The organism is Pseudomonas sp. Z4-7 (assembly GCF_051131965.1).
Lineage (GTDB): Bacteria > Pseudomonadota > Gammaproteobacteria > Pseudomonadales > Pseudomonadaceae > Aquipseudomonas.
On record NZ_CP071642.1, the window covers coordinates 226763 to 244958 of the forward strand.

Consider the following 18196-nt stretch of genomic DNA (forward strand, 5'->3'; position numbering starts at 1 on the left):
GTGGAATCAGAAGTCAGTCCAGTCGAACTAGTTCACGACCCGCGCACGCTGCACGATGACCCGCTGCTGGATGGTTTGCTGGCGCTCTGCATGCTGCACCAGAAACCTGCCAGCGCGGCGATGCTGACCACCGGCCTGCCGCTGCCCAAGCAACGCTTGAGCGTCGACTTATTGTCGCGCGCGGCGGCCCGTGCCGGTCTGCAAGGGCGGGTGTTGCAACGCAAGCTCGAACAGATCCCGGCCATCGCCATGCCGGCTCTGCTACTGCTGAAAGAAGGCCGCAGCGCCGTGCTGCTGGGCTGGGCCGGTGACGACCAGGCGCGCTTGCTGCTTAGCGAAAGCGATGGCGGAGAGGTCACCGTCAGCCGCGAGCTGCTGGCCGATGACTACAGCGGCAAGGTTTTCTTCGCCCAACCGCAGCATAAATTTGACGTCAACCACGGCACGCTGATCCCTCGGGCGCGTTCCTGGTTTCGCGACACTCTCAAACGCTCCCGCTGGTTGTACGCCGATGCCATCGCGGCCAGTCTGCTGATCAACATCATCGCCATGGCCGCGCCGCTGTTCGTGATGAACGTCTACGACCGCGTGGTGCCGAACCAGGCCGAATCAACCCTGTGGGTACTGGCTGTCGGCATTACCGGCGCCTACATTTTCGACTTGGTCCTGAAGATGTTGCGCAGCCTGTGCCTGGACCTGGCGGGCAAGAAAACCGACCTGATCATTTCTGCGACGCTGTTCGAGCGCATCGTCGGCATGGCGATGAAATATCGCCCGGCGCGGGTCGGCAGCTTTGCCCAGAACATCCACGAATTCCAGAGCCTGCGGGACTTCCTCGCCTCGCTGACCCTGACCAGCCTGATCGACTTGCCGTTCACGCTGCTGATCTTCATGGTCATCGCGATCCTGGGCGGGCACCTGGTGTGGATTCCGGTGCTGGCGTTCCCGATCGCCTTGCTGATTGGCTATGCCTTGCAGAAGCCGTTGGTAGCGACCATGGAACGAACCATGGCCCTGGGCGCCGAGCGCCAGTCCAGCCTGATCGAAACCCTGGCCGGCCTGGATGCGGTGAAGGTCAACAACGCCGAAAGTGAACGGCAGTACCAATGGGAACAGACCATCGGCACCCTCAGCCGCCTCGAGCTGCGCGTGAAGATGCTGTCCGGCCTGGCGATGAATATCACCTTGCTGATCCAGCAACTGGCCGGGGTGATCATGATCGTCTTCGGCGTCTACCAGATCATCGCCGGCAACCTGAGCATGGGTGGGCTGATCGCCTGCTACATGCTCAGCGGCCGCGCACTGAGCCCATTGGCCTCGTTGTCGGGCCTGCTGACCCGCTACCAGCAAGCGCGGGTGACGATGACTTCCGTCGACCAGATGATGGAGCTGCCCCAGGAACGCAATTTCGATGAGCGCCCGCTCAGCCGCAAAGTCCTGCAGGGCGCCATTGAATGCCGCCAGTTGAACTTTACCTATCCGAACCAGCAGAACGCCGCGCTGAAGAACATCAACCTGGTGATCAAGCCGGGCGAAAAAATCGGCATCATCGGCCGCAGCGGTTCGGGCAAAAGCTCTCTGGCAAAATTGCTGGTGGGGCTTTACCAGCCGGATGACGGCGCGTTGCTGGTGGATGGCGTGGACATTCGCCAGATCGACGTCAGCGAGCTGCGCTACAACATCGGCTACGTGCCCCAGGACATCCAGCTGCTGTCCGGAACCCTGCGCGACAACCTCACTTCAGGTGCCCGCTACGTCGAGGATGAATTGGTGCTTCAGGCCGCGGAGCTGGCAGGCGTACACGAGTTCGCCCGCTTGCATCCGCAAGGCTATGAACTGCAAGTCGGTGAGCGCGGGCAGAACCTGTCCGGCGGCCAGCGCCAGAACGTCGCCCTGGCTCGCGCGTTGCTGCTCAATCCGCCGATCCTGCTCCTGGACGAACCTACCAGCGCGATGGACAACACCGGTGAAGAGCGCTTGAAACAGCGCCTGGCTGCTGTGGTGGAAAACAAGACCGTGTTGCTGGTGACGCACCGGGCATCCTTGCTGTCGCTGGTGGACCGCCTGCTGGTGATCGACCGTGGACAGATTCTCGCCGACGGCCCGAAAGCCGCCGTCATGGAAGCGTTGAAGAAGGGGCAGATCAGTGTTGCTTAAATCCGGTTTCAAGGGCGCTGTGGGCCGTTACTTCAAGGGTTCCGATTCGCTGCATGGCCAACCGCTGCCCGAGGTCAACAAGGCGCTGATCGAGGACGCCCCCCGCGTGGTGCGCCTGACGATCTGGGGCATCATCGGTTTTTTTGTGTTCCTGGGGCTGTGGGCCAACTTCGCCGAGATCGACGAAGTGACCAAGGGCGACGGCAAGGCGATTCCTTCGTCCAAGATCCAGAAAATCCAGAACCTGGAAGGCGGTATCGTCGCCGAGCTGTTCGTAAAGGAAGGGCAGATTGTCGACGCCGGTGCGTCGTTGATTCGCCTGGACGATACGCGCTTTGTCTCCAACGTCGGCGAAACCGAGGCGGATCGCCTGTCCATGCTGTTGCGGGTCGAGCGCCTGAGTGCCGAGGTCGACGACCGACCGCTGAACTTTCCGGCTGATGTACTCAAGGCGGTACCGGGCCAGGCTGCCAGCGAAGAATCGCTGTACATCAGCCGCCGCCAGCAGCTGCATGACGAAATCGGCGGCTTGCAGGAACAGTTGATCCAGCGTCAGCAGGAATTGCGCGAGTTCGTCTCCAAGCAGTCGCAATACCGCTCCGGCCTGGCGCTGCAACGCCAGGAAATCAACATGTCCGAGCCGCTGGTTGCCCAGGGCGCGGTATCGCCGGTGGAAGTGCTGCGGCTCAAGCGTGCCGAAGTCGAGACCCGCGGGCAACTGGATGCGACGACGCTGGCAATCCCTCGCGCCGAGTCGGCGATCAAGGAAGTGCAGCGCAAGATCGACGAGACTCGCGGCAAGTTCCGCAGCGAGGCACTGACCCAGCTCAATGAGGCGCGCACCGACCTGAACAAGGCTCAAGCCACCGGCAAGGCCTTGGAGGACCGGGTGAGCCGTACCCTGGTGACATCGCCGGTGCGCGGCATCGTCAACAAACTGCTGGTCAACACCATCGGCGGGGTAATCCAGCCCGGCAGCGACCTGGTGGAAATCGTGCCCCTGGACGACACCATTCTGGTGGAAGCGAAAATCCGTCCCCAGGACATCGCCTTCCTGCACCCCGGCCAGGACGCCACGGTGAAATTCACCGCCTACGACTACACCATCTACGGTGGGATGAAAGCCAAGCTGGAACAGATCGGCGCCGACACCATCACTGATGAAGACAAGAAAACCACCTACTACATCATCAAGTTGCGCACCGAACGCAGCCACCTGGGCACGCCTGAAAAGCCCTTGCTGATCATCCCCGGGATGGTGGCGTCGGTAGATATCATCACCGGCAAGAAGACCGTGCTGAGCTACCTGCTCAAGCCCATCATCAAGGCCCGGGCCGAGGCGTTGCATGAGCGGTAAGCCCTGGACTCAGTGCTCGTAGCGTTTGTGGCGAGGGAGCTTGCTCCCGCTCGGCTGCGAAGCAGTCGTAAAACCAGGCAAGACGGTCAGCCTGAAAGAATGCCGGGGCCTGCTTCGCAGGCCAGCGGGAGCAAGCTCCCTCGCCACACGACCGTGTTGCCCCCACAGCTTCTGCCATATGGTTATGCATTTTCAGTATTTAAATTAACCTTCTTATACCCTTAAAGTCATCCCCCTGCGTACCTGCCGACCAATCGGCGCGCCGCACGACACAAACCGACACGGTGACCCGTGAGTTTTTGATCGACTGCGCGCCCATTCAAGCGCGCCGTGCGTGGGAGTGATGTATGCCAGCCGTCTCTTTTTCTCCAGACTCAAATGCCGCGAACATCGCGCCGCAATCATTCGAAGTACGCCCATTCAGCGGCGCCGTAGGGGCCGAGATCGTCGGGCTGGACCTGTCCCGGCCGATCAACGATCAGGATTTTGCGCGCATCCACCGCGCACACCTGGACTATCACGTCGTGGTGTTCCGCGATCAGCGCATCACTCCCGAGCAGCACATCGCTTTCAGCCGCCGTTTTGGCGTGCTGCAAATCCATGTGCTCAAGCAATTCCTGCTGGCCGGGCATCCGGAAATCCTCATCGTCTCCAACATCATCGAGAACGGCCAGTCCATCGGTCTGGGAGACGCCGGCAAGTTCTGGCATTCGGACCTTTCCTATAAGGAACTGCCGAGCCTCGGCTCGATGCTCCACGCCCAGGAGCTGCCGAGCGAGGGCGGCGATACGCTGTTCGCCGACATGCACAAGGCCTGGGACGGTTTGCCCGAGACACTGCGTAAAGCGATTGAGGGCCGTTCGGCAGCGCATTCCTACACGGCGCGTTACAGCGAGACCAAATTCGAAGGCAACTGGCGCCCGACGCTGACGCCTGAACAGTTGGCTCAGGTCGCCGAAGTCGTGCATCCGATCGTCCGCACCCACCCGGAAACCGGGCGCCAGGCGCTGTTCGTCAGCGAAGGCTTCACCACCCGCATCGTCGGCCTGCCGGAGGATGAAAGCAAAGCCATCCTGGCCGAGCTGTATGCCCACAGCGTGCTGCCCCAGAACATTTATCGCCATCAATGGCAGCCCCACGACCTGGTGTTCTGGGACAACCGCTCGCTGATTCACCTCGCCGCCGGTTGCCCTGGCCATCTGCGCCGAAAGCTGTATCGCACCACTATCCAGGGCGACGCCCCTTTCTGATCGGCTGCGCAGCGCGCAAAGAGCCCGGAGAAACACCATGTCCAAACGCATTGCTTTTGCACCGCTGGCTGCGGCTATCGGCCTGGGGTTCAGCTTGCTCGCTGGCAGCCTGGTCGCGCCGGCCAGCGCCCAGGCCGAAGGTGAGATTCGCATCGCCGAGCAGTTCGGCATCGTCTACCTGCTGCTGAACGTGGTCCGTGACCAGCAATTGATCGAGAAGCACGGCAAGGAGGAGGGCATCGACATCAAGGTCGACTGGACCCAGCTGTCCGGCGGCGCGGCGGTCAACGATGCGTTGCTGTCGGGCTCCATCGACATTGCCGGGGCGGGTGTCGGGCCGTTGCTGACGGTCTGGGATCGCACCCGTGGCAAGCAGAACGTCAAGGCCGTGGCCTCCCTGGGCAACTTTCCCTATTACCTGTTGAGCAACAACCCGAACGTCAAGACCATCGCCGACTTCACCGAGAAGGACCGCATCGCGGTGCCGGCGGTGGGCGTGTCGGTGCAGTCGCGTTTCCTGCAGTACGCCGCCGCGAAGCAGTGGGGCGACAAGGAGTTCAATCGCCTCGACAAGTACACCCTGGCCGTCCCGCACCCGGACGCCACGGCCGCGTTGATTGCCGGCGGCACCGAGTTGACCGGGCACTTTTCCAACCCGCCGTTCCAGGACCAGGCCCTGGAAAACCCCAACGTGCATGTGGTGATCAATTCCTATGATGTGCTCGGGCCAAATTCGCCCACGGTGCTGTTCGCCACCGAGAAATTCCGCGATGAAAACCCAAAAACCTACAAGGCCTTCGTCGAAGCGCTGACCGAAGCGGCCGAGTTTGCCCAGAAAGACAAAGGCGCGGCGGCGGACACCTACCTGCGCGTGAGCAAGGCCAAGATCGACCGGGCGACTCTGCTGAAGATCATCGAAAACCCGCAGATCGAATTTACCGTCACGCCAAAAAATACCTACCCGCTCGCCGAATTCCTCTACCGCGTCGGCGCCATCAAGAACAAACCGGCCTCCTGGAAAGACTACTTCTTCCAGGACGCCAAACCGCTGCAGGGGAGCTGATTGTCATGAACGCGCCATTGCAAGGCCACGCGGCCAGCAACGCCACCCGCACCGACACCGCGCTGTTGTCGGTGGATAACGTCAGCCTGGAATACCGCACCCCGCAGCGTGTAGTCCGCGCCACCCATCAAGTGAGTTTCGAGGTCGATCCGGCAGACCGCTTTGTACTGCTCGGCCCGTCCGGGTGTGGCAAGTCCACATTGCTCAAGGCCGTTGGTGGTTTCATCACTCCGTGTGAAGGCGAGATCCGCCTGCAAGGCCAAATCGTCAGCGCGCCAGGGCCGGACCGGATCGTGGTGTTCCAGGAGTTCGATCAGCTGCCGCCGTGGAAAACCGTCAAGCAGAACGTGATGTTCGCGCTGCTGGCGTCGGGCACGCTCAAACGTCGCGAGGCCGAGGAGCGGGCGCTGCACTATCTCGATAAAGTCGGGTTGGCAGCGTTTGCCGATGCTTATCCGCATACCTTGTCTGGTGGGATGAAGGCACGCGTTGCGATTGCCCGGGCGCTGGCGATGCAACCGAAGATCCTGCTGATGGACGAGCCCTTTGCGGCGCTGGATGCGCTGACCCGCCGCAAGATGCAAGAGGAATTGCTGCTGCTCTGGGAGGAGGTGCGCTTCACGCTGTTGTTCGTTACCCATTCCATCGAAGAAGCGCTGGTGGTGGGCAATCGCATCCTGCTGCTGTCACCGCATCCGGGGCGGGTCCGGGCGGAAATCCACAGCCACCAATATGATCTGCACAGCCTTGGCGGCGTCGGGTTCCAGCACACGGCGCGGCGGATTCATTCGCTGCTGTTCGAACAAGGCCAGTCGCCGGATGCTGAACGCGAGCTGGGTTTTGCCGACATTCGTATCGCGTACTGAGGGGAGCCTTTCATGAGCCAGTTATCGCCTGCGCGCGAAGAATACGAAGTCGATCTGCAACCGCTGACCCACGTACCACTGGAGCGGGAATTGCCCCTGAGCCAGCGCCTTTGGCAGCAGGGTTGGTTGCGTAAATGTTTGATCCTGTTGGTGCTGGCGCTGGTGTGGGAGGGCGTGGCGCGTTACCAGAACAACGACCTGTTGCTGCCGAGCTTTTTGCAGACTGCCAGTGCGCTACATGACGGTTTGCTCAGTGGCGAGTTGCTGGGCAAGGTGTGGATTTCCCTGGTGGTGCTGCTCAAGGGTTATTTGCTCGGCATCGTCCTGGCGTTTGGCTTGACCACCCTGGCGGTGTCGACGCAGTTGGGGCGTGACCTGCTCAGCACCCTGACGTCGATGTTCAACCCGTTGCCGGCCATCGCGCTGTTGCCGTTGGCGCTGCTGTGGTTCGGCCTGGGGCAGAACAGCCTGATTTTTGTATTGGTGCATTCGGTGCTGTGGGCGCTGGCATTGAACATGTATGCGGGGTTTCTCGGCGTGTCGGAAACGCTGCGCATGGCCGGGCGCAACTACGGGCTCAAGGGCCTGCGCTTTGTGCTGTTCATCCTGATTCCGGCGGCGCTGCCGTCGATCCTCGCCGGGCTGAAAATCGGCTGGGCCTTCGCCTGGCGCACCCTGATCGCCGCCGAACTGGTATTCGGCGCCACCAGCGGCAAGGGCGGCCTGGGCTGGTACATTTTCCAGAACCGCAACGAGCTGTACACCGACAAGGTCTTTGCAGGGCTGGCGGTGGTGATCCTCATCGGGCTACTGGTAGAGAACCTGGTATTCGACAGCCTGGAGCGGGTGACGGTGAAGCGTTGGGGGATGCAAAGGTAAGCCATTCATGAGCATCCGTGGCGAGGGGGGGGGTCTGGGTTGACGCCATCGCGAGCAAGCTCGCTCCCACAGGTGGTTGGGGTTGTTGCAGATATCTCAGCCAGCACAGGTCCAATGTGGGAGCGAGCTTGCTCGCGATGGCGGTCTTCAATTCACCACAGGCCTTTCAACCTGACGCTTGAATTCCAGCCGATCCATCTCCCGCCAACTGATGAAGAGTGGACCTCAAGCCGATCTCTGTGGCGAGGGAGCTTGCTCCCGCTCGGCTGCGCAGCAGTCGCAAAACCAGGCGATGCGGTTTGCCTGAAAGAATGCTGGGGGCCTGCTGCGCAGGCCAGCGGGAGCAAGCTCCCTCGCCACGGGTTTTGGGTGTCTGGGAGGGCGCCATCGCGAGCAGGCTCGCTCCCACAGGTGGTTGGGGTTGTTGCAGACATCTCAGCCAGCACAGGTCCATGTGGGAGCGAGCTTGCTCGCGAAGGCGGTCTTCAATTCACCACAGGCCTTTCAACCTGACGCTTGAATTCCAGCCGATCCATCTCCCGCAAACTGATGAAGAGTGTCCTCAAGCCGATCTCTGTGGCGAGGGAGCTTGCTCCCGCTCGGCTGCGCAGCAGTCGCAAAACCAGGCGATGCGGTTTGCCTGAAAGAATGCTGGGGGCCTGCTGCGCAGGCCAGCGGGAGCAAGCTCCTTCGCCACGGTTATGGGGTGTCTGGGCTGACGCCATCGCGAGCAAGCTCGCTCCCACAGGTGGTTGGGGTTGTTGCAGATATCTCAGCCAGCACAGGTCCAATGTGGGAGCGAGCTTGCTCGCGATGGCGGTCTTCAATCCACCACAGGCCTTTCAACCTGACGCTTGAATTCAAGCCGATCCATTTCCCCGCCAACTGATGAAGAGTGGACCTCAAGCCGATCCCTGTGGCGAGGGAGCTTGCTCCCGCTCGGCTGCGCAGCAGTCGCAAAACCAGGCGATGCGGTTTGCCTGAAAGAATGCTGGGGGCCTGCTGCGCAGGCCAGCGGGAGCAAGCTCCCTCGCCACGGGTTTTGGGTGTCTGGGAGGGCGCCATCGCGAGCAGGCTCGCTCCCACAGGTGGTTGGGGTTGTTGCAGACATCTCAGCCAGCACAGGTCCAATGTGGGAGCGAGCCTGCTCGCGAAGGCGGTCTTCAATCCACCACAGGCCTTTCAACCTGACGCTTGAATTCCAGCCGATCCATCTCCCGCCAACTGATGAAGAGTGGACCTCAAGCCGATCCCTGTGGCGAGGGAGCAAGCTCCCTCGCCACGGGTTTTGGGTGTCTGGGAGGGCGCCATCGCGAGCAGGCTCGCTCCCACAGGTGGTTGGGGTTGTTGCAGACATCTCAGCCAGCACAGGTCCATGTGGGAGCGAGCTTGCTCGCGATGGCGGTCTTCAATTCACCACAGGCCTTTTAACCTGACGCTTGAATTCCAGCCGATCCATCTCCCCGCCAACTGACTCCAGGCAGTGGATTTTATTTATCGCTGCCCGGCTTGTTAGCCAAGTAAAGCCCCTTCCTTTTCCATTAGACTTGCCGCCTCCAAGCAAGCCTTCAGGACACGGAATGCCAGCCCCTCCCAGCCCCCTTCGCAAAGCCCTGGTCGTTTGGCTGTACGCTGCGGCCCTGATGCATCTGCTCGCCGGTCTTACGCTGACCTGGGCCGGTCACTCCGGCTTGCTCGATGATTACCTGAACACCATCGAGCAGGCGTTCTGGGGTGCGGACATCGTGCCGGTTACCGTCCGCACGCAACAGGTCTGGTGGCTGGCGCTGTTCGGCGCCACGTTGCAAAGCTATGCGTTGTACATGCTCGCGCTGGTCCATCTCGGCGATCGCCTGAAAAGTGCCATGCCCTGGGGCTGGCTGATCGTCGGCATTCTGCTCTGGGCGCCTCAGGACATGCTGGTTTCCGCCCAGGCGCGGGTCTGGTCGCACCTGTGGTTCGACAGCTTTGCATTAATTGTTTTACTGCCGCCGCTGTTCTGGCTTTATCGCCATGATCGCCGCACCGCCCTGACCGACAACACATCGAGTGAGTCGAACCATGCCTGATTTTTCGCCGCTGGACTGGGCCATTGCCCTGCTGATTGCCCAGGCCATCCTCGGTGCGCTGGATACCCTGTATCACCACGAACTCACTGTCGCCTTGCCCTATCGCCACAGTGCGCGGCTGGAACTCTCCATCCACTCCCTGCGCTCGTGTTTCTACGGGATCCTGTTCCTGGGTATCGCGCATCTGGCCTTCGAAGGGACATGGGCGATCGTCATCGCGCTGCTGTTCGCCCTGGAGATCGGCCTGACGCTGTGGGATTTCGTGGTCGAGGACCGTAGCCGCAAACTGCCGCCCATCGAGCGCATCATGCACACCGTGCTGGCGGTCAACGGTGGGGCCTTCTTCGCGCTGTACGGCGTGCAACTTGCGCAGTGGGCGAGTCTGCCGACCGGCCTGAGCACGATCGACCTGGGCTGGCGCGGCTGGCTGCTGACGTTGTTTGCCATCGGCGTCACCGCCTCGGGCATTCGCGACGGCTTGGCCGCCTTGCGCATGCAGCGCCAGGGCAAGCCGGGCAACCCGTTTGCCGGTGGTGCCTACAAGCGCGTGCTGGTCACGGGAGGCACCGGGTTTATCGGCGAGACCCTGGTCAATCAGTTGCTCGATGCCGGGCACACGGTCAGCGTGTTGGCCCGCGATCCATTGAGGGCGGCCTATCTGTTTGACGGCCGCGCCCGCTGCGTGCGTTCGCTGGGCAAGCTGAGCCATGACGAAACCTTCGATGTACTGATCAACCTGGCGGGCGCGCCGGTGGCCGGACCGCGCTGGAGTCCGAGGCGCCAGGCGCAACTCATCGCCAGCCGGGTCGATACCACCGAAGCCTTGATGACATGGTTGAAGAACGCCCGGCACAAACCGGCGTTGTGGATTCAAGCGTCGGCCATCGGTTTTTATGGCGTGCGCGACGCCAGCGAAAGCCTCGATGAAAGCGCCAGCCAGGGCGATGGTTTCATGGCCGAACTCTGTTCGCGCTGGGAAGCCTCAGCGCGGCCCGCCACCGAGTTGGGCGTGCGACAGGTGGTGATGCGCCTGGGCGTGGTGTTCGGTCCGGGCGGTGCGTTGCTGCCATTGCTGATTCCGTTTCGCCTGGGGTTCGGCGGGCGGATGGGCGATGGTCGGCAAATCATGAGTTGGGTGCACCGCGACGATGTGATCCAGGTGATCGCCCGTGCCTTCGAGGACGAAAGCCTGAGCGGCACCTATAACCTGGTAGCGCCGGAAACGGTCAGTCAGGCTTTGTTCGCCGAACGCGTCGGCCAGGTGCTCAAGCGCCCGGTGTGGTTCCACATCCCGGCCGCGCCGGTGCGCGCCCTGGCTGGCGAGATGGCCCAGCTGTTTTTCGACGGCCAGCGCGTGGTGCCCAATCGTCTCGTTCAGGCCGGTTATACGTTCCGTTACCCCACACTCGACGCTGCCCTGCGCGACCTGGCCTGAGGACTGTCCATGAGCAAGCCGAGGATGTACCTGCTGGCCGGCAACGGTAGCGCTGCCGATTGGTGGGACGACGCGTTGCCGCACTTCAAACGCTACGACGTGGTGCCGCTGGAGCTGCCCGGTTTCGGCGACAACCCTCAGGCTCCTTGTGAAGACCTGGCGGCCTACGCACAGGCGTTGCTCGCGGCAACGGTAAAGGGCAGCGCGATCATGGCGGTCGGGGTGAACGCTTTGCTGGTGCTGCACGCCTTGCAACGCCGGCCCGGACACTTTTGCCGCAGCGTTTTGCTGGCGCCGGTGGGCGCGTTCTTGTGGCAGCGACGATTGCCGGCGCTGATGTCGCCGCTGCCGATTCGCAAGACCATTCATTGGCTGCTGGCGAACAAGCCAAGGCTGTTCGCCCACAAGTTCTCCCGCCAGCAATGGACGCCCGCGCAGTACCAGCGCATGGGCGCCGGCTATGCCCGCTGCCGGGCCTTTGTCCCGCATTGGGATCTGGTGCGCGCCGACACCGCGTTGCCGTTGCTGGAGTGGATCAGCGACCCGGTCGAACTGGTATGGGGCGATCAGGACAAGATGCTCGGCATCGCCCAGGCAGCGGCATGGTCAGCCATTCTCGCCCGCGCCGACTTGACCATCAGCTTGAAGCCCGGTTGGGGCCACTACCCGTGGATCGACTCACCGGCTGAATTCGCCGCCTGGCTGGAGTCCGGCGAGTGCGGGTTCGTCGCGCACACCAAGGGTGGCCGCTTGCGCCTGGCGGAGCTGGCCGGGCAGCCGGTGCCAGCGGCGCTGTCACTCAACGATTGTCATGATCCACGCTTGCCAGGATTTTTGTGCAGCCAGCCGGATGCTGCCTGGGCCGTGCGTTCCTCCAGTTACGGGGAGGATCAGGCCGATGCGGCCAATGCGGGCTTGAGCACCACCTACTTGCGCGAGCCGACACACAATGTGCCGACACGCATTGCCGAGCTGAGCGCGGCGGGTGTCGAGGAAGTGGTGGTGCAGCGTTTCATCACCCCACGGCTGTCCGGGATCGCCTTTGTGCGTCACCTTTCGGTTGAGCTGGAATGGGTCGAAGGCCATCTGGAGTCGTTGGCCGATGGCAAGGTGAGTCCTGAGCGAGCGATCATTTCCCGTCTCGGCGAGTCTTGGAACAGCGGCACATTCACGCCGGCCCATGGCCTGACCGCCGAAGCGCTGTGGCAGTTTCTCCAAGGCGTGCTGCGGGTCTTCCACTACGTGCCCGGCGATGTTGAATGGGCCTGGGACGGCACGCAACTCTGGTTGCTGCAATACCGGCCGATCAGCGACTACGGCTGGCGCCGTCACCTGACCGCCGCCAACATCGCCGAGATCCTGCCGCCACAACCCAGCGTTCTGGTGGAGTACGCCCAGCGTCGCGCGGCGGCAAGCATTCCGGCGATCATGGCGCGTTGGGATTCACGGATTTTGCAGGACAACGAGCCTTTCACCGCGGTGTTTGGTGGCGCCTCGTATATCAACAACGACCTGTTTCTCGCCCGGCTGGCCGACTGGGGCATCAGCGCCAGCAGCTATGCCGGCGAGGTCGGTGGGGCAACGCCGCACCTGCCTTGGCGGCCGCTGCGCCTGCTGCGGTCGCTGCCGTTATTTTTGCGCATGCAGCGTATCGCTCGCGGGCATCTGCTTACGTTGGAAAACGGTTTGCGCCGTTTCGACCGAGAGCTGCACGAACTGACCGGACAAGGCGCTGACGGCCAGCAACTGGCCGACTGGTTTACCCGCTTCTACGTATTCGTGGTGCAGGGCAACCTGTGCATCGCCAGCGCCTTGGCCAGCAGTGGCGGCGCCTGGCTGGGACGACCGCCGACCGCCTATGACAATCTCGAACACAGCCCTCATCGCTTGCCTTGGGAAACCGATCCGGCAACGCCGCGCCCGGCGCCGACCGATCTGCCGTTGCAACCCTTCCCGCAATGGCCGTTAGCGATTCGCCTGGCCCATGACGCCGGCCTGCCAGGGCTGCGCGGCTACTACTTGCAGGTGCGCGAATGGTATCGCGACAACCTGATGCGGATCTTTTTCCGCCTGCACCACGCCATGCCGAGCGCCGACCGCGAGCATTGGTTCGCGCCGCACCGGGACATCCGCAGCCGCGACGGCAGCTTCTGGCAGGACGGTCGTGAAGGCACCGAGCAGGCGAGCGGATTCCTGATCTACCCGGGCCAGGCCCAGGGCATCCTCGGCGAAGACATTCTGCTGGAAGACACCCTGGACCCTGGCCGCCACGCTCACTACCAAAGCGCACTCGCTGTGATCGCCCGCATGGGCGGCCGCCTGTCCCATGGCTCGACGTTGCTGCGTGAACTGCGCAAACCTTCGGCGGTACTGCCTCAAGTAGACGTGGGATGGTTGGGGCGTGAGGTGGTGTATTGCGATGGGGAGTTGAGGCTGGTGGAGTAGGAGGGTCTAGACTTGGAACATCAGCCAGCCATCCGTTCATGCTCAGGAGTCCCGCATGGAATCCCCAGTCCATACGCTGCCCGCGTTATTCAAGCAACTCGGCCTGCCCGACGACGCCGTCAGCATCGATCAGTTCATCGCCAGCCACTCGCCGCTCAAGCCCGAGCTGCACCTGTCCGATGCGTTCTTCTGGAGCGAGGGCCAGCGACAGTTGCTGCGCGACGAAATCCTTGAAGATGCCGACTGGGCGGTGGTGGTGGATCAACTCGACGTGCTGTTGCGCAAGGGACGGAGCGAGTGAGGTTGGCTCGAAAACTGTGGGAGCGAGCTTGCTCGCGATGGCGGTATGTCAGTCAACATTGATGTAACAGACCTACCGCTATCGCGAGCAAGCTCGCTCCCACAATTTGTTATTCCTGCATGGAATTAATAAATAGCTTCTTATTCCTTAAATAATATAACTCTCCTCCTTATACTCGTCCGGGAACAGACAAGCAGGAGAGCACCCATGCGCAACGAATCGATTCGCTACCTGATTGTGCCGGGCTGGCAAGGATCGCCGGAAAATCATTGGCAAACTCACTGGCAGAACAGTCTGCCCAACAGTGCCCGGGTCGAGCAGGCTGACTGGCTGACGCCACGGCGTGAAGATTGGGTCGCCGCGCTGGCCGAAGCCATCGCCAGCGACAGCACGCCGGTGATCCTGATCGCCCATAGCCTGGGTTGCATCACCGTGGCCCATTGGGCCGCCACCGCGCCGGTGCCATTCCTGCGGCAGGTGCGTGGCGCGTTGCTGGTGGCGCCGGCGGATGTCGAGCGGCCCGCTTGTGCCCCGGCGCTACGCAACTTCGCGCCGATTCCCACGGACCTGTTGCCGTTTCCCAGCCAAGTGGTCAGTTCCGACAACGACGCGGCGGTCAGTGCCGCGCGCGCCATGGAGCTGGCGCGGAGTTGGGGGGCCGAGGCCGGGATCCTGGCCGGGGCGGGGCACATCAATGTGAAGTCCGGCCACCAGCGCTGGGAGCAGGGTTTCGCTTATCTCTATCGTTTGCAAAACCGCATGGAGCATCACGCCCTGCGTCGCGCCTGAATTTTAATGCCCTCCGTCTCGCCGGCGGTTTGGGGCGGGAGCCTGCCATGAGCCTGCATGAAACCTTCGGTCAGCCCTTGCTGACCTTTCCCGACTCGGAAAAAAGCCCCCTGAGCATCCGTGCCAAGGCACTGGTGTTCGTCGACCCGCGTTCGCGGCAGTTGCGCAAGGAGCTGGAACAACTGGCGCCACGGGCGATTTCGGTGCTGATTCGCGGCGAAACCGGCACCGGCAAGGAGCTGCTGGCCCGGCATATCCATCGCGAGAGCAATCGCGGTGGGCTGTTTGTTTCGGTCAATTGCGGCGCTATCAGCCCGACCTATGCCGACGCCGAATTGTTCGGTTATTCCGTCGGCAGTTATAGCGGTTCAGCCAGCAGTCGGGCCGGGTGGTTCGGCTCGGCCAACGGCGGCACGCTCTACCTGGATGAGATCGGAGACCTGCCGCTGCCGATCCAGATCAAGTTGCTGGCGGCGCTGGAAAACCATGAGGTCACACGTGTCGGCGCCCAACAACCGAGCCCGGTGGACGTGCGCCTGGTGGCGGCCACCAGCATTGATCTGGCGCAAGCGGTGGACGCCGGAAAATTTCATGACCGGCTTTATCATTACCTGAGCGAGGGGCAGCTCGAGTTACCCGCCTTGCGCGAGAGGGTGGGCGATATCCTGTCCCTGGCCGAATATTTCCTGGGCATCTACAGCCAGCGCCTTGGCCTGGCCGTGCCGCTGATCAGTGAAGCGGCGCAACGGGCGCTTGAACGCCACAGTTGGCCGGGCAACACCCGCGAGTTGGAGAACGTTATCCATTTTGCATTGCTGGTGAGTGCCGGCGATGAGATTTTGCCGGAGCATCTGAATTTGCCGTCCCAGCTTTCGGCCCTGGAACTGGTCGAGCGGCAGGTGGAGCAGGTTATTGCACAGGGCTCGCAAGCTGAGCGCACCGCCCTCAAGGCGCTGCTCGATCGACTGGACCAAACGCTATAGATCAGGACGCCCACCTGTGGCGAGGGAGCTTGCTCCCGCTGGGCCGCGCAGCGGACCCAAGATTTTGCGATTGCTGCGCAACCGAGCGGGAGCAAGCTCCCTCACCACAAGAGCGGTTTCCTTATATGAGCAAAATGAATATGAACTTGAATAAAAGATATTGTTAAGGCATAAAAAATATCGGTATCTTCCGCATCACGCCAGCGATAGCACTTCGCTGGCACACCCACATTTGGCCGTCGTCCATAACGACAGTGATATTGAATAAGGACACTGCATGAAAAAGGTTCTGTTGTTCACCGCATTGGCGGCAGCCCTGACCTCGGGCCTGGCCCAGGCGGCGGAAAAACTGGTCGTGGCTGCCACACCGGTACCCCACGCTGAAATCCTCGAGCTGATCAAGCCGGCCCTGGCCAAAGAAGGCGTGGACCTGGAAATCAAGGTGTTCACCGACTACGTCCAACCCAACGTACAGGTTGACCAGAAGCGCCTTGACGCCAACTACTTCCAGACCCTGCCTTACCTCAAGAGCTTCAACGAAGGCAAAGGCACCAACCTGGTGACGGTGATTGGCGTCCACGTCGAACCGTTTGGCGGCTACTCGAAAAAAGTAAAAAGCCTGGCTGAGCTGAAAGACGGCGCGACCATCGCCATCCCTAACGAAGGCAGCAACAGCGGTCGTGCCCTGATCCTGTTGCAGAAGGCTGGCCTGATCAAACTCAAGGACCCGAAAAACGCCCTGGCAACGCCGAAAGACATCGCCGAGAACCCGAAGAACTTCAAGTTCAAGGAACTGGAATCGGCCATGCTGCCGCGTGTGCTGGACCAGGTCGACCTGGACATGATCAACACCAACTACGCCCTGGAAGCAGGCCTCAACCCGGCCAAGGATGCCTTGGTGATCGAGGGTTCGGATTCGCCTTACGTGAACTTCCTGGTGGCCCGTCCGGACAACAAGGACAGCGCGGCCATCCAGAAACTGGCCAAGGCGCTGACCAGCCCGGAAGTGAAGGCATTCATCGAGAAGAAATACAGCGGCGCGGTACTGCCGGCGTTCTGACTGGCGCGGTAGACCTTAACGCAGTTACAAACGCCGACGGCTGATACAGCGTCGGCGTTTTTTGTGCTCAACATATCGTGTAGCGGCACGGCTTACCCGTGGCGAGGGAGCTTGCTCCCGCTCGGCTGCGCAGCAGTCGCAAAAACGGCTGATGCGGTCTACCTCAAGAACAGAGGGGCCTGCTCCGCAGGCCAGCGGGAGCAAGCTCCCTCGCCACGGATGAAGCAACACCGACCACTGTGGGAGCGAGCCCGCTCGCGAAAGCGGTTTGTCAGTCACTACTTATTCAGGCCAATGCCACGCCGGCTCATCCAGCATCCGCTGTCCGACGATTGCGGTCTGTCCCAAGTCTTTTTCCAGCACGATGCAATTGCAGTTTTCATCCTGCTCCAGCGCGGCGATCAGGCGTGTCGCATGGGACACGACCCAGACCTGGCAATTGGCCGAAGCGCGGATTATCAAGCGTGCCAAGGCCGGCAACAGATCCGGGTGCAGGCTGGTTTCCGGTTCGTTGAGCACCATCAGCGAGGGCGGGCGCGGCGTGAGCAGGGCGGCTACCAGCAGCAGGTAGCGCAGGGTTCCATCGGACAGCTCGGCGGCCGACAACGGTCGCAGCAGGCCGTGTTGCTGGAAGGCGATGGCGAAACGCCCGCCCTGCAGTTTGTCGATGTGCAGTTGAGCACCAGGAAACGCATCGCCAACGGCGGCGTGCAGGGCTTCGAAGTCGCCTATCTCCAGAATCGTTTGCAGCGCTGCAGCCAGGTCGCGTCCGTCGTGGTGCAACACCGGGGTGCGAGTGCCCAGTTGCGGCTGGCGCACCGGGGCGTCGGCATCGCTGCGAAAGTGGTCGTAGAAGCGCCAGCGACGAATGAACTCGCGCATCTGCAGGACCTCCGGCGAAGCGCGCAGGCTGCCGACCTGATCGAACAGGCTATCGAAGGTCGGGGTGTGTTGGGCCAATACGTCCCACGAACGGCTTTCACGGGCGCGGATCATCGGCCCGTTGCGGTCCACCAGCAAGCTGGCAGGCCTGTAAACCGGTCCGGCCCAGATGCATTCGCGCTTGATTTCAGGGTCCAGTGAAAACGCCGAACGACTGGGTTCCGGCAGGCCCAGGGCGATCGAATAGCTGAAGTTTTCCCCGGCAAATCCGAGGCGCAGGCGCATGCTGCCCTGACGCACGATGCCCTGCACAGGTACATCGCCGTTACGCATGCGACGGCTTATTTCTTCCGGGCCGGCCCAGAAGGTCGAGCCCAGCCCACCTTCACGGGCCAGGGCATTGACCACGCCTCCTTGCGCCGTCTCCGCCAACAGGCGCAGGGCGCGATACAGATTCGATTTGCCACTGCCGTTGGGCCCGGTGATCAGGTTCAGCCTGCCCAGCGGGATGACCAGTTTGTTGATGGACCGGTAGTTGGCCACCGCCAGGGTCGTGAGCATGCGAATTCCCTTCGTACATGGATGTCACAGACGAGTCTGCCCGATTCCTGTGCATTCGGTGAACCCTGTTCTAAGCTCACAGTCGTATCGTCACTGGTA

14 protein-coding genes are annotated in these 18196 nt (G+C 62.0%); 13 read left to right on the forward strand and 1 reads right to left on the reverse strand.

What is annotated here, in order from left to right:
• The 13 genes from J3P91_RS00935 (at position 1) to J3P91_RS00995 (ending at position 16654) form a co-directional block, all read left to right on the forward strand.
• Entirely contained in the window at positions 1-2157 is a 2157-nt protein-coding gene (locus J3P91_RS00935; RefSeq protein WP_434602467.1) for a type I secretion system permease/ATPase, read from the forward strand.
• A complete protein-coding gene (locus J3P91_RS00940) occupies positions 2147-3514 on the forward strand; it encodes an HlyD family type I secretion periplasmic adaptor subunit (RefSeq protein ID WP_434602468.1) in 1368 nt (455 codons plus the stop codon). Before J3P91_RS00935 ends, J3P91_RS00940 begins: the two co-directional genes overlap by 11 nt.
• A 347-nt stretch (positions 3515-3861) precedes the next feature.
• Positions 3862-4764, forward strand: a complete 903-nt coding sequence (locus J3P91_RS00945; protein ID WP_434602469.1) for a TauD/TfdA dioxygenase family protein — start codon at positions 3862-3864, stop codon at positions 4762-4764.
• A gap of 37 nt (positions 4765-4801) precedes the next feature.
• Positions 4802-5827 carry an ABC transporter substrate-binding protein gene (locus J3P91_RS00950; RefSeq protein WP_434602470.1) on the forward strand — a complete coding sequence of 342 codons (1026 nt, stop codon included), beginning with the start codon at positions 4802-4804 and terminating at the stop codon, positions 5825-5827.
• A 5-nt stretch (positions 5828-5832) separates the two neighbouring features.
• On the forward strand, positions 5833-6693 hold the full coding sequence (locus J3P91_RS00955; protein WP_434602471.1) for an ABC transporter ATP-binding protein: 861 nt from the start codon (positions 5833-5835) through the stop codon (positions 6691-6693).
• 12 nt (positions 6694-6705) lie between these two features.
• Entirely contained in the window at positions 6706-7572 is an 867-nt protein-coding gene (locus tag J3P91_RS00960; protein WP_434602472.1) for an ABC transporter permease, read from the forward strand.
• Between the two features lie 1580 nt (positions 7573-9152).
• Positions 9153-9641 carry a cell division protein gene (locus J3P91_RS00965; RefSeq protein ID WP_434602473.1) on the forward strand — a complete coding sequence of 163 codons (489 nt, stop codon included), beginning with the start codon at positions 9153-9155 and terminating at the stop codon, positions 9639-9641.
• The gene (locus J3P91_RS00970; RefSeq protein ID WP_434602474.1) at positions 9634-11076 is read left to right on the forward strand and encodes a TIGR01777 family oxidoreductase; all 1443 of its coding nucleotides are present in this window, start codon (positions 9634-9636) and stop codon (positions 11074-11076) included. The genes J3P91_RS00965 and J3P91_RS00970 overlap by 8 nt, the downstream gene beginning before the upstream one ends.
• 9 nt (positions 11077-11085) lie before the next feature.
• Positions 11086-13521, forward strand: a complete 2436-nt coding sequence (locus J3P91_RS00975) for an alpha/beta hydrolase (RefSeq protein WP_434602475.1) — start codon at positions 11086-11088, stop codon at positions 13519-13521.
• 55 nt (positions 13522-13576) lie between these two features.
• Complete coding sequence (locus tag J3P91_RS00980) at positions 13577-13822, forward strand: DUF2789 domain-containing protein (RefSeq protein ID WP_434602476.1); 246 nt, start codon at positions 13577-13579, stop codon at positions 13820-13822.
• 207 nt (positions 13823-14029) lie between these two features.
• A complete protein-coding gene (locus tag J3P91_RS00985; RefSeq protein ID WP_434570425.1) occupies positions 14030-14611 on the forward strand; it encodes an alpha/beta hydrolase in 582 nt (193 codons plus the stop codon).
• 47 nt (positions 14612-14658) lie between these two features.
• Positions 14659-15594: a sigma 54-interacting transcriptional regulator gene (locus J3P91_RS00990; RefSeq protein ID WP_434602477.1), complete on the forward strand. Its 936-nt coding sequence runs from the start codon at positions 14659-14661 to the stop codon at positions 15592-15594.
• A gap of 277 nt (positions 15595-15871) precedes the next feature.
• Positions 15872-16654: a MetQ/NlpA family ABC transporter substrate-binding protein gene (locus tag J3P91_RS00995; RefSeq protein ID WP_434602478.1), complete on the forward strand. Its 783-nt coding sequence runs from the start codon at positions 15872-15874 to the stop codon at positions 16652-16654.
• A 282-nt stretch (positions 16655-16936) separates the two neighbouring features.
• Here J3P91_RS00995 and J3P91_RS01000 read toward each other — a convergent pair whose 3' ends face one another.
• Complete coding sequence (locus J3P91_RS01000; RefSeq protein ID WP_434602479.1) at positions 16937-18097, reverse strand: AAA family ATPase; 1161 nt, start codon at positions 18095-18097, stop codon at positions 16937-16939.
• Between the last annotated feature and the right edge of the window lie 99 nt (positions 18098-18196).

Excerpts from the sequence above, each read along its gene's own strand:
- J3P91_RS00945 (WP_434602469.1), top strand. The coding sequence starts at position 3,862 with ATGCCAGCCGTCTCTTTTTCTCCAGACTCAAATGCCGCGAACATCGCG.
- J3P91_RS00950 (WP_434602470.1), top strand. The coding sequence starts at position 4,802 with ATGTCCAAACGCATTGCTTTTGCACCGCTGGCTGCGGCTATCGGCCTG.
- J3P91_RS00955 (WP_434602471.1), top strand. The coding sequence starts at position 5,833 with ATGAACGCGCCATTGCAAGGCCACGCGGCCAGCAACGCCACCCGCACC.
- J3P91_RS00960 (WP_434602472.1), top strand. The coding sequence starts at position 6,706 with ATGAGCCAGTTATCGCCTGCGCGCGAAGAATACGAAGTCGATCTGCAA.
- J3P91_RS00965 (WP_434602473.1), top strand. The coding sequence starts at position 9,153 with ATGCCAGCCCCTCCCAGCCCCCTTCGCAAAGCCCTGGTCGTTTGGCTG.
- J3P91_RS00970 (WP_434602474.1), top strand. The coding sequence starts at position 9,634 with ATGCCTGATTTTTCGCCGCTGGACTGGGCCATTGCCCTGCTGATTGCC.
- J3P91_RS00975 (WP_434602475.1), top strand. The coding sequence starts at position 11,086 with ATGAGCAAGCCGAGGATGTACCTGCTGGCCGGCAACGGTAGCGCTGCC.
- J3P91_RS00980 (WP_434602476.1), top strand. The coding sequence starts at position 13,577 with ATGGAATCCCCAGTCCATACGCTGCCCGCGTTATTCAAGCAACTCGGC.
- J3P91_RS00985 (WP_434570425.1), top strand. The coding sequence starts at position 14,030 with ATGCGCAACGAATCGATTCGCTACCTGATTGTGCCGGGCTGGCAAGGA.
- J3P91_RS00990 (WP_434602477.1), top strand. The coding sequence starts at position 14,659 with ATGAGCCTGCATGAAACCTTCGGTCAGCCCTTGCTGACCTTTCCCGAC.
- J3P91_RS00995 (WP_434602478.1), top strand. The coding sequence starts at position 15,872 with ATGAAAAAGGTTCTGTTGTTCACCGCATTGGCGGCAGCCCTGACCTCG.
- J3P91_RS01000 (WP_434602479.1), bottom strand. The coding sequence starts at position 18,097 with ATGCTCACGACCCTGGCGGTGGCCAACTACCGGTCCATCAACAAACTG.